Consider the following 12,198-nt stretch of genomic DNA (forward strand, 5'->3'; position numbering starts at 1 on the left):
TCACATGCCCTGGGGTCTTCTCAGATCCAATGTATGCGGGAATTCCGGTGCAACGGTTTCCGGCCACAAGGGATAACTGCCCGCTGTATGGCCCCAAGGCTCGAAACGTGCAAGTCGTCTCGCTTCCGCTTCGTTTCCGTTCACAGGGAAGGTGTCGTAACTGCGGCCGCCGGGATGGGCCACATGATACACACACCCACCGATGGAACGGCCGGACCACGTATCGTAAATGTCAAATGTTAGCGGTGTGTTGACCGGCAGGACGGGATGCAGCCCAGAGGCCGGCTGCCATGCCTTGTAGCGCACGCCGGCGACCGCCACGCCATTGGTTCGCGTTGGCGTCAGCGGTACGCGGCGGCCGTTGCAGGCGACTGCGAAACGCGCCGGATTGGGCGTGTCGAGCTTCACCTGCAGCCGTTCCACCGACGAATCGACGTACCGCACGGTGCCGCCGATCGCGCCCTGTTCGCCCATGACGTGCCAGGGTTCCAGTGCCTGGCGCAGTTCCAGCCGCGAATCGCCGTATTCCACTTCGCCATAGAAGGGGAAGCGGAACTCAAGCTGGGCCTCGAACCATTCCGGCTTGAAGTCGAAACCATTGTCGCGCAGGTCGGCGAGCACTTCGAGGAAATCCTGCCAGACGTAATAGGGCAGCATGAAGCGGTCGTGCAGCGCCGTACCCCAACGGACGAAATTGCCGGTGATGGGGTTCTTCCAGAAGCGGGCGATGAGCGCGCGGATGAGAAGCTGCTGGGCAAGCGACATGCGTGCATTCGGCGGCATTTCGAAGCCGCGGAACTCGACGAGGCCGAGGCGACCCGTCGGTCCATCCGGTGAAAACAGCTTGTCGATGCAGATTTCCGAGCGGTGTGTGTTGCCGGTGACGTCGATCAGCAGGTTGCGGAACAGCCGGTCTACCAGCCACGGCAGGGGCGGCAACTGGCCATTGCCCGGCATGGGGATCTGGGCGAGCGCGATTTCCAGTTCGTAGAGGCTGTCGTGGCGCGCTTCGTCTATGCGCGGCGCCTGGCTGGTCGGGCCGATGAACATGCCGGAAAACAGATAGGACAACGACGGATGGCGTTGCCAGTGCAACACAAGGCTCTTCAGCAGATCCGGCCGGCGCAGGAACGGGCTGTCGTTGGTCGTCGCGCCGCCCACGACGACGTGGTTGCCGCCGCCGGTGCCGGTGTGGCGTCCGTCGATCATGAACTTGTCGGCGCCGAGGCGCGACTGCCGCGCTTCCTCGTAGATCGCAGCGGTGGTGTCGACGCAGTCCTGCCAGTTATAGGCCGGGTGGATGTTGACCTCGATGACGCCCGGATCCGGCGCGACGCGGATGACGTTCAGCCGTTCGTCATGGGGCGGTGTGTAGCCCTCGATGTGAACGGGCAGGTTCAGCGATGCCGCTGCACGCTCGGCGGAAGCCAGAAGATCGAGATATTCTTCAAGCGCCTCGGTCGGCGGCATGAAGATGCAGATCCGGCCGTCACGGACTTCCACCGAGATCGCGGTGCGCACATGGCCGCCGATCTCCTCATAGGATTGCGGCATGCGTGTCTGTTGGCCGGCGTCCCGCTGGAAGGAATGTTCCGGCATGCCACGGCCCTTGTCGGTCGCGAAATCGGGCAGCGGTGGTTTTTCCACGGTCGGATCGACCGGGTTGATGTAGGGGTACCAGGATGGCGAGATGTATGGCAGCGAATTCAGCGGCAGACGGAAGCCGACCGGGCTGTCGCCGGGAATGAGATAGAGGCGACCGCGGCGGGTGCGCCACTTCTCGCTGACCCAGATGCGGCCTGATACGCGTGCCTGCCACGCCTGTACCGGCAGGACATAGCCTGCCGGGGTCGTCAGCCCGTTGGAGAAAACCTTGGCGATGCGGCTGCGCTCTTCCGGATCCTTGAGCTTTGAATTGGACGGATCGACGTTTTCGGGAAGGTTTGCCTCCTTGATGACCCATTCGGCGGGATCCTCGTAGGCTGCCGCCACATTCTCGGGCTCGATGTCGAGTTCGACGGCGATTGCCTGCAGAAGGCGCGAGGCGTCTTCGTGGGTGACCTTATGGTCTCGACTTTCGACGGCGATCAGGTCGGTGTTTTTCCACACCGGCAGGCCGTCTCGGCGCCAGTAGAGCGAGAAGGTCCAGCGCGGCAGGCTTTCACCGGGATACCACTTGCCCTGACCGTAATGCAGGAAACCGCCCGGGGCGAAGCGCTGCTGCAGGCGGCGGATGAGATCGTCGGCCTTCTGCCGCTTGGTCGGGCCGACAGCTGCGGTATTCCACTCCTCGGACTGGAAATCGTCGATCGAGACGAAGGTCGGCTCGCCACCCATTGTGAGCCGCACGTCGCCGGCGAGCAGCGAACGGTCTACCTTCTGGCCGAGCGCGTTGAGCGCATCCCAGCTTTCATCAGAAAAGGGCTTTGTGATGCGCGGATGCTCGGACACGCGCTTCACCTGCATGTCAAAGGCGAACTCTGTCTTGGCCTGGCCTATATACCCACCGGAGATGGGGGCGGCGTTCTTGTAGTGCGGCGTTGCCGCAAGCGGGATATGGCTTTCGCCGGTCAGCAGACCGGAGGTCGGGTCGAGACCGATCCAGCCGGCACCCGGAATATAGACTTCCGCCCAGGCATGGAGGTCGGTGAAATCCACTTCGGTGCCGGATGGGCCGTCCAGCGCCTTGAGGTCCGGTGCGAGTTGGATCAGATAACCGGATACGAAGCGTGCGGCGAGACCGAGGCGACGCAGGATCTGGACGAGCAGCCAGCTCGTGTCGCGGCACGAGCCCTTGGCGAGCGTCAGCGTCTCGTCGGGTTGCTGTACGCCGGGCTCCATACGGATCACGTAGCCGATTTCCTGCTGCAGGCGAGCGTTCAGGCCGACCACCATATCGACAGTGCCCTGATCCGGCGTCTTGTCGACGGTTTCCATGTAAGCGTCGAGTGCCGGGCAATCCGGCTCGGGCTTCATGTAGATCGCGAGGTCTTCGCGAATATCGGCAGGATACTCGAAGGGCCATTTCACCGCTTCTTCTTCGATGAAGAAGTCGAAGGGGTTGTAGACCGTCATGTCGGCGACAAGATCGACCTCGATCTTGAACTCGGTCACCGGGTCCGGAAAGACGAAGCGGGCGAGATAGTTGCCGTAGGGATCCTGCTGCAGGTTCACGAAATGATTGGCCGGGGTCACCTTCAGCGAGTGGCTGAGCACCTTGGTGCGCGAATGCGCGGCCGGTTTCAGGCGGATGATCTGCGGCCCTAGCCTCACCGGGTTGTCATATTGATAATGGGTGAGGTGATAGATGCTGGCTTTGATCGACATTCGTGCTGCTTGCCCTGTTCCCTTATCGATCCCGTTTTCCGGGTTAAAATCAATCTTGTGCAATGCAGCGGCATAAAGCAAGCAGGCCCCGGGCGCATAAGCGTCCGGGGCCTCGTGTTTTTCGCAGATGTCATGTCATTTTGACTTTTGCGGTCAACTCCGGCCGAATTCGTCGACCAGACGAATGATGTCGTCTTCGCCGAGATAGGAGCCCGTCTGGATCTCGATCATCTCGAGCTGGATCTTGCCGGGGTTGGCAAGGCGGTGCACGGAGCCCTGCGGAATGTAGATCGACTGATTCTCGTGCAGGATTGTCACCTTGTCGTCTATGGTGACTTCCGCCGTGCCGCGGACGCATACCCAGTGCTCTGCGCGATGATGATGCTTCTGCAAAGACAGCTTCTTGCCGGGATGGACGAAAAGTCGCTTCACCTGGAAGCGTTCGCCGTTGAGCACGGAGGTGTAACCGCCCCAGGGCCGGAACGAGGTCGGATGATTTTCCGTCAGATTGGCGGTTTCCTTGCGTGACGCCAGCAGTTTCACCAGATCGCCGACCTTCTGGCTTTCGTCGAGGCGTCCAACATAAACGGCGTCTTCGCTGGCAATGACGGCGACGCCGTCCATGCCCTGCACGGCGAGATGGCTGTTGCGCGACATGACCAGCGAATTGCGGGTGCCGATCACCGTCGCATTGCCGTGCACGACGTTGCCGTCGGCATCCGGCTGGCCGATCTTCCAGACGGCATCCCAGCTGCCGAGATCCGACCAGGTGATCGGGGAGGGAATGACGGCGGCATTCGGGGTCTTTTCCATCACCGCATAGTCAATCGAGATGCTCGGGCTCTTGACGAAGGCGTCCTTGTCGAGACGGGTGAAGTCCAGATCCTTGGTGGCTTTTTCTGCCGATGCCCGGGCAGCCGTCAGAACTTCCGGCGCGAATTTTTCCAGTTCCGCGAGGATCTGGCTCACGGAGAAGACGAACATGCCGGAGTTCCAGTAGAAGTTGCCGGACTCGATCATCTTCTCGGCGGCCTCGGTCTTCGGCTTCTCGACGAAGCGCTTGACGCCGAATGCGCCGTCTCCGAGGTCCTTGCCAAGTTCGATATAGCCGTAACCGGTCGCGGGTTCGGTCGGGGTGATGCCGAAGGTGACGATCCTGCCGGCATGGGCAGCCTTTGCTGCCGCCTTGACACAGTTGCGATAGGCGTCGTCGACGACGATGTCGTGGTCGGACGGCAGGATCTGGATGATGGCGTCCTCGCCATAAAGTTCGGACACCACCACTGCGGCTGCAGCGACCGCGGCGGCGGTATTGCGGGCCTCGGGTTCGAGAACGATGCCGGAAAGCTTCGAATCCAGTTCGCGCGCCTGTTCGGCGACGAGGAAGCGGAATTCCTCATTGGTAATAACCAGCGCGGGTTCGTACAGATGACCGTCCGCCACCCGAAGCAGCGTACCCTGGAACAGGGTCTTGTCGCCGACGAAACGGATGAACTGCTTCGCGGCGGCTGCGCGTGACAGCGGCCAGAGGCGCGTTCCCTTTCCGCCTGCCATGATGACGGGTACGATCTTTGAATTCATTTCTGCTTTGCCTTTCGGTTGGGCGCTTGTGGCGATGCGAAGGGCAGAGATCAGAAAGCAGTCTTTCGCCGGGGCGTGTGCCCATCAGTATCCGACTGCGACGCTCTCCCTTGCATGGATACGGTTTGTTGCATTTTTTGCCCGGTTCTCCAAGACCACAGGCTGCAAGGCTGAATGGTCCAGGGTGCAAAAACGGCCATATCCGGGCCGACGCTGGCGGGGGAAGGGGTCACTTCCGGCAAGGGTTCCTTGTCGGAATCGGTGGTTTCGTAAGCAAATGTGACGGAAACGACACGCATCGGCGGACATTTACCAGTTTTGGAGATTTCAATCCTCGCTCAAACGCTTGGCCGCGAGGTTTGTTCCGCCCCGTGAAAGAAATTGGCAGCTTTTTTTGCAATTTTCCGTTGTCGGCCAACTATCGACGGTTCCTGTCGCTAAGGCCGGGCATGGTGTTGCCGCGACGCCGCTTCCTGTGAAAAAGCCGGTCATGGGGTTTGCTGAAGAACCAGTGCTTGGCGATTTCCGTGCTCGCCAGATAGGCGAAGGTGATGCCGGTGAGGCCGACGAGTACGCCGGCAGGCAGATGCACGAAGCCGAACCACTCCGATCCGGGAAGGTAGGGTAGCGCTACGGCGAGCGCGGATACGACGAGCGTCGACAGCAAAAGCCAGCGGCCCGGCCGGCTTCGGAAGAAGGGCGCCCGGGTGCGGATGACGAGGACGGTCAATAGCTGGGTGATGAGCGATTCCACGAACCAGCCCGTCTGGAATATGGCGGCATGTTCGCCGGTCAGCGCCAGCAGGAAGCCGAAAGTCAGGAAGTCGAACAGTGTGCTGATCAGGCCGAAGACGATCATGAAGCGCTGGACATAGGCGATGTTCCAGCGTTGCGGATGCATGACCGCCGCCGGGTCGACATTATCGCCGGCGATTGCCATCGAGGGGATGTCGGCAAGAAAGTTGTTCAGCAGGATCTGCTTGGCGAGCAACGGCTGGAACGGCAGCAGGAAGGATGCGAACGACATGCTGATCATGTTGCCGAAATTGGAACTGATGGCGCAGGACACGTATTTCATCGTGTTGGCGAAGGTCCTGCGGCCGTTGTCTATGCCTTCCAGCAGCACGTCGAGGCTCTTGTCTACCAGCACCATGTCGGCCGCTTGCTGGGCGACATCGGCGGCCCCTTCGACGGAAATGCCGATATCGGCTTCATGCAGGGCGGGCGCATCGTTGATGCCGTCGCCAAGATAGCCGACCACATGGCCGCGACCGCGAAGTGCGGCGACGATACGCTGTTTCTGGTTCGGATCGATCTCGACGAAGAGGTCGGTGCGAACGGCGCGTGCCGCCAGCGCCTCGTCCGTCAGTTTCGACAGTTCCTCTCCGGTCAGGATGTGAGCCGAGGGCAGCCCTATCGTACGGGCGAGATGGGCGGCCACGAAGCGGTTGTCACCTGAAATCACCTTGACCTTGACCTCGCGCTCGGCCATCGCTGCCAGCGTTTTGGCAATGCCGTTCTTCGGCGGATCACTGAAGAGCAGGAAGCCGGCAAAGGCGAGGCCGGTTTCGTCGTCATGTCCGTAGCGCTCCCGCGACGGCGCAAAGCGACGGGTTGCGATGCCCAGCACGCGAAAGCCTTCACTGCTCCAATCGGCATAGCGCTTCGCGAGCGCTGCGCGCACCTCGTCGTCGAGTGCCTTCAGTTCACCCGCATGCATGACATGGGTCGAAACCTCCAGAATGTTCGCTAGCGCCCCCTTTGCGATCAGCAGGTCGCCATCCCCGTCTCGAACGATCACCGAGAGGCGCTTGCGGACGAAATCATAGGGAATTTCACCGATCTTGGAGGATGGGTCCGTCTGGATGGCTGCTGCGGTGGCGGCCTTGTCGATGGCACCGTCCAGCGGGTTCGCCATGCCGTTCTGCAGGCGGGCATTGAGGGTGGCGAGCCGGAGCAATCCGTCCGGGGCGCCGTCCAGCGGCCCCTCGACCCTGTCGAGGCTGACGACACCTTCGGTAAGCGTTCCGGTCTTGTCGGTGCATAGCAGGTTCATGCTGCCGAGGTTTTCGATCGAGGCCAGCCGTCGCACGATAACGCCGCCCGTGGCCATGCGGCGCGCACCGCTCGACAGCGTGAGGCTGACGATCGCGGGCAGCAGTTCGGGCGTGATACCGACGGCGATGGCAAGCGAGAAGAGCAGCGAGTCGACCAGAGGCCGTTGAAGCAGGATATTGCCGGCGAAGATCACCACCACCATGATCAGCGCGACGCGCGTCATGAGATAGCCGAACCGGCGAATGCCGCGGGCGAAATCTGTCTCCGGTGCCTCCTCCTGCAGGTGGGCGGTGATCTTGCCGAATTCGGTCTCGACCCCGGTTTCGACGACGATGGCCTCGCCCATGCCACTACGGACGGAGGCTCCCGTGAACAGCATGCTGGCGCGATTGGCCAGTGCTGTGTCAGCAGGCAGTTCACCCGGCCGTTTCTCGACCGGAAAGGTCTCGCCGGTGAGGGCCGACTGGCTGACGAAGAGATCCGTTGCCGAAATCAGGATGGCATCGGCCGGGATCAGGTCGCCGGCGGAGACGGCAACGATGTCGCCGGGTACGACCTCGGCTGCGGCTATGGAGACGAATTTTCCGTCCCGGCGCACCCGCGCCTTGAAACCGATGCGCTCCTTCAGTTTCTCGACTGCGACGGATGCGGAATACTCCTGATAAAAGCTCAGGATACAGCTTGCGAGAACGATCAGCGAGATGATGATCGCTTCGCGCCACTCCCCGACCACGATCGAAATCGCTGCGGCGGCCACGAGAATCAGCACCAGCGGGCTTTCGAACTGGGACAGAAAGATGCGCAGGGCGCTCCAGCGGTTTTCGTCTTTCAGCGAGTTGGGGCCGAAATGCCGCAGCCGTTCGGCGGCTTCCGCGCTTGTCAGACCCTGCTTTCCGGAATGAAACTGGCTGAACAGGTCATCGGGCGGTAGGCTCCAGTAAGCATTCCGATGGATGTCGCCGTTTGTTGAATTGCCGGGGGTGAGAGACATATACGGATCCGTCCGGGCGGGCTGGCTAAGAATGATGCAGGCTATTCCGGTCTTGAGATTGCCTTGCGTTGGCGAACATAGTCCATCCCTGCAACATCGTCATTGCGGACGACGAAGGAGATCGCAAAAATGAAAGCCATGGTGCTGCACGCCATCAGGCAACCGTTGCAGTTCGAGGAGAGGCCAGATCCGCTTCCCGGCGCGGACGAGATCCTTGTGCGGGTCGAGGCATGCGCCGTCTGCCGCACCGATCTGCACGTCGTCGACGGCGACCTGACGGAACCGAAGCTTCCCCTTGTTCCAGGACACGAAATCGTCGGCATCGTTGAACGCTGCGGTGATGGTGTCACGAACCTGCGGCCAGGAAGGCGGGTTGGAATACCATGGCTCGGGCACACCTGCGGATGCTGCAGCTATTGCGAGAGCGGCCGGGAAAACCTCTGCGATACGCCCGGTTTCACCGGCTACACGCGGGATGGCGGTTTTGCCAGCCATGTGGTGGCCGATGCGTCCTATGCCTTTCCGCTCGACGGCTTTTCCGATCCCGTTGCCGCCGCACCGCTGATGTGCGCCGGGCTGATCGGCTGGAGGTCGCTCAAGATGGCGGGGGATGGGCGTCGCATCGGGATCTTCGGTTTCGGAGCGGCGGCCCATATCATCGCGCAGGTCTGCGTGTATCAGGGACGGGATGTCTACGCCTTCACCCGCGAGGGTGACCATGCGGCGCAGGCCATGGCCAAGTCTCTCGGCGCTGTCTGGGCTGGAAGCTCGGACGAGACGCCGCCGAAGCAACTCGATGCGGCCATCATCTTCGCGCCGGTGGGCGCACTGGTGCCGGCCGCGCTGCGTGCCGTTGCCAAGGGCGGGCGCGTGGTGTGCGGCGGCATCCATATGAGCGATATCCCTCAGTTTCCCTATTCGATCCTCTGGGGTGAGCGGCAGATCCTTTCGGTTGCCAATCTCACCCGGGCGGATGCCGTGGAGTTCCTCGATCTTGCTCCGCACGCCGGGGTGAAGACCATCACGACGGTCTATCCGCTGGAAAGGGCGAACGAGGCACTCGACGACCTGCGCGCCGGCCGCTTTCAGGGTGCGGCGGTGCTGGTGCCGTGATCTCGATGGAGTGGTTCAGGTGATGCGCAGTGGCGCCCGGCTGCGTTCGTTGACCGCTTCGCACGCCTTTTGCAGCAGGCCGACGAACTGCTCGCGTTCGACGGCTGACAGGCCGCTCAGCAGTAGTGCCTGGGTTTCGCGGACGATCGGGCGGATTTCCGCCAGCGTCTCGCTGCCCTTGTCGGTGAGGTAAAGGGTGCGGGCACGACGGTCCTTCGGGTTGGTTTCCCGGCGCACCAGCTCCTTCTGCTCCAGTCGGTCGACCACTCCGCCGATGGTCACACGGTCATAAGCAATGTGGCTGGCGAGTGTTGCCTGATCGAGCCCGGGCGTCGCCTCGATGGCGTTCAGGGCCGCATATTGCACCGGCGTCAGATCGAAGCCCCTCTTGCCGGTTTCATCCATGAAGACGGAAACGGCCGTCTGGTTCAGTCGCCGGATCAGGTGTCCGGGCATTTCGTAGATTTCCAGCATGAAGATGCGCTCCCCCTCGCAAACAGATGCTTTTGATTGCCTTCTCTAGCGCTTATCCGATTGGTGAAAAAGGGCTCATTCCGGGTTAGAAGGCTGGTACGCCTGCCGGTGATATTTGTGACGGAGCGCGTCGGGGAGCATTGTCGCCCTGGTGCCCGTACCTGACCTTGCGGCAACCGTTCTGTGGACTTAAGCATTGATGAGACTTGCCGAAACCCGTTTCGATGCGGCGCATCGGGATCGGGCCGGCTGCGACGAGGAGAGAATGCGTTGAGCACGCTTGAGCCACTTTTCGAAATTCCCGCTACCCCTCTGATCCCGGTCAAGGGCGAGACCGGAGGATATCCTGTCCACAGGATCTTCTGCGTCGGGCGTAACTATGCCGCTCATGCGGCCGAGATGGGCGTCGAAGTCGACCGCGAGGAGCCCTTCTATTTCACCAAGCCGGCAAGCGCGATCACGCCGACAGGCTCGACCATTCCCTATCCGCCGGGAACGGAAAATTTCCACTACGAGATGGAACTGGTGATTGCCATCGGCGCTCCGGCATTTCGGGTCTCGGTGGAGGACGCGCCGAAGGCTGTTTACGGTTATGCATGCGGTCTGGACATGACCCGGCGCGACCTGCAGCAGGCTTCCCGCGTGAAGCAGCGACCATGGGACTTCGGCAAGGCCTTCGAACGGTCGGCGATCATTTCGGACATCACGCGGGCCGTGGATTTTCCGGCCATCGGCAAGCAGCGCATCTGGCTGAAGGTCGGAGACGAGGTGAAGCAGGATTCGCATCTGTCTGATATGGTCTGGTCGGTGCCGGAGATCGTCAGCCACTTGTCGCGCTTCTACCATCTTGCGCCCGGCGACCTGATCTATACGGGAACGCCGGCCGGCGTCGGCCCGGTGGTGGCGGGCGATGTCATTACCGGTGGAATCGACGGGCTGCGCGACCTCGCGCTGACAATAGGGGCCGCCGAATAAGGCTAGCCTGAAAGCGTCATTTTTATCCGCATTCATGTGTCGGGACCGTAAACATGCTACATCCTTGGAAAATGGATGGAATTCGATTCGCAGCATGGCGGAACTCGGCAAATTCGAACGCAAGTTACCCGAGGATCGGCGCCGTACGCTGATCGAGGCGACGCTTGCATGTCTCGCCCGGGAAGGTCACGCCGGGCTTTCGATTCGCAAGATCAGCAAGGAGGCCGGTATCTCGATCGGCCTCATCAATCATCACTACAGCGGCAAGGACGAACTGGTCGGCCATGCCTATGAGACGATGTCTCTTGCCCTGCTCGAAAACATCGAAACCATGGTTGCCGCAGCAGGCGATGATCCGCGGGCGAAGCTGAGCGCCTATTTCCGCGCATCGCTTTCCGCCCCCGTCATGGAGAGAAGCACGCTCCGGACCTGGGTGGTGTTCTGGGGGATGATCGAACATTCTCCGGCGATGAAGGACGTGCATGATCGCACTTATGCCGGATATCGCCGCCTGCTTTCGGCCTTGCTGAAGGATTTCTTTGCTTCGCGCGGCTGGCCGGAGCCGGATGTCAGGCTTGCGGCGATCGGTATCGTTGCTATGCTCGATGGTCTCTGGCTGGAATGGTGTCTCAATCCGGAAATCTTCACGCCGGACGAGGCGATAGGGCTTTGCGAGCGTTGGGCCGATGTGTTCCTCAATGCGTCCGCGCCCCGCGCAACATCGTGAATGCCAGGGAAATTGAACGGTCGTTAAGTTTCTCTTGTCTTGCTGCGACCGGTTTGTATCATGATCGCATTTTCAATCGGTGGATGTTGGGCGTTGTGTCCGAATAATCTCTTCCTTCCGCCGTACAATAAAGGGGAATATTCGTGAAGTCGTTGCTGCGCATTGGTCTTGCCGCATGCCTTTTCATGACATTACCTGCTTCCGCCTTCGCGATCGAACCTTTGAAAATCGGTGTCGCTGACGAGCCGTATCCGCCCTTCACCTGGAAGGAGCCTGACGGGAAATGGAAGGGCTTCGAAATCGACCTGTCGATGGCGATCTGCGCTGCGATCAAGATGCAATGCGTTACCGTGGACGCGGGGTGGGACGACCTCATCCATGCGCTGACGACGAAGAAGATCGACATGATTATGAGCTCCATGGTGATCACGGACGAGCGCAGGCAGATCATCGATTTCTCCATTCCCTATTATTCGACGGCTGCCGCCTTCATGGGGCCCAAGGGCAGTGTCCTCGTGCTGACGCGAGACGGGATGAAGGGCAAGACCATCGGCGTGCAGGGCTCAACCACGCATGCCGCCGATGTCCAGAGCAAGTTCGGTGACGTCGCCACCATTCGCACCTATCCGACGCAGGAGGAAGCGAATGACGAACTGGTGGCAAAGCGTGTCGATGTTGTGCTTGCCGACAAGGTGGCGCTGGCCGAGTTCCTGAAGGAACCGCAGTCCTCCGGGCTCGCCATCCTTGCCGACGTGCCGCCCGGCGAACGGGGTATCACCAAGGTCGGGGCTGGACTGCGCAAGGAAGACAAGGCGCTGACCGGAGAGGTCAATGCAGCGATTGCGACGCTGCTCACCAATGGCGACTATGATCGTCTGGCTAAGCCCTATTTCGATTTCGACATTTACGGGCTGCTCCGCAAGTAGCTTTCATTTCGATCCCGCAGCGTGAT

The 12,198-nt window shown here is 61.1% G+C and carries 8 protein-coding genes; 4 read left to right on the plus strand and 4 right to left on the minus strand.

Annotated elements, in window-relative coordinates; all coding sequences use genetic code 11:
- The 3 genes from NBH21_RS16965 to mgtA all read right to left on the minus strand — a co-directional run bounded on the left by NBH21_RS16965 (position 1) and on the right by mgtA (position 7,957).
- Positions 1–3,327, minus strand: coding sequence for a transglutaminase family protein (locus NBH21_RS16965; RefSeq protein WP_250915419.1), 3,327 nt, complete (start codon positions 3,325–3,327; stop codon positions 1–3).
- A 153-nt stretch (positions 3,328–3,480) separates the two neighbouring features.
- Positions 3,481–4,908 carry a mannose-1-phosphate guanylyltransferase/mannose-6-phosphate isomerase gene (locus NBH21_RS16970; RefSeq protein WP_250915420.1) on the minus strand — a complete coding sequence of 476 codons (1,428 nt, stop codon included), beginning with the start codon at positions 4,906–4,908 and terminating at the stop codon, positions 3,481–3,483.
- A gap of 418 nt (positions 4,909–5,326) precedes the next feature.
- Positions 5,327–7,957, minus strand: a complete 2,631-nt coding sequence (mgtA, locus tag NBH21_RS16975) for a magnesium-translocating P-type ATPase (RefSeq protein WP_250915421.1) — start codon at positions 7,955–7,957, stop codon at positions 5,327–5,329.
- 129 nt (positions 7,958–8,086) lie between these two features.
- Between mgtA and NBH21_RS16980 the strand changes: the two genes are divergently transcribed.
- A complete protein-coding gene (locus tag NBH21_RS16980; protein WP_250915422.1) occupies positions 8,087–9,070 on the plus strand; it encodes a zinc-dependent alcohol dehydrogenase family protein in 984 nt (327 codons plus the stop codon).
- 15 nt (positions 9,071–9,085) lie between these two features.
- Here the strand turns inward: NBH21_RS16980 and NBH21_RS16985 are convergent, their stop codons facing one another.
- A complete protein-coding gene (locus NBH21_RS16985; RefSeq protein WP_250915423.1) occupies positions 9,086–9,544 on the minus strand; it encodes a MarR family winged helix-turn-helix transcriptional regulator in 459 nt (152 codons plus the stop codon).
- 270 nt (positions 9,545–9,814) lie between these two features.
- Here NBH21_RS16985 and NBH21_RS16990 point away from each other — a divergent pair, with 270 nt between their 5' ends.
- The 3 genes from NBH21_RS16990 to NBH21_RS17000 all read left to right on the plus strand — a co-directional run bounded on the left by NBH21_RS16990 (position 9,815) and on the right by NBH21_RS17000 (position 12,172).
- The gene (locus NBH21_RS16990; RefSeq protein ID WP_250915424.1) at positions 9,815–10,519 is read left to right on the plus strand and encodes a fumarylacetoacetate hydrolase family protein; all 705 of its coding nucleotides are present in this window, start codon (positions 9,815–9,817) and stop codon (positions 10,517–10,519) included.
- A 94-nt stretch (positions 10,520–10,613) separates the two neighbouring features.
- A complete protein-coding gene (locus NBH21_RS16995; RefSeq protein WP_250915425.1) occupies positions 10,614–11,246 on the plus strand; it encodes a TetR family transcriptional regulator C-terminal domain-containing protein in 633 nt (210 codons plus the stop codon).
- 185 nt (positions 11,247–11,431) lie between these two features.
- Positions 11,432–12,172 (plus strand): transporter substrate-binding domain-containing protein, encoded by a 741-nt coding sequence (locus NBH21_RS17000; protein ID WP_252759577.1) that lies wholly within the window; start codon positions 11,432–11,434, stop codon positions 12,170–12,172.
- Positions 12,173–12,198: the final 26 nt, after the last annotated feature.

Origin of the sequence: Ciceribacter sichuanensis (genome assembly GCF_024055605.1) — a bacterium.
Lineage (GTDB): Bacteria > Pseudomonadota > Alphaproteobacteria > Rhizobiales > Rhizobiaceae > Allorhizobium > Allorhizobium sichuanense.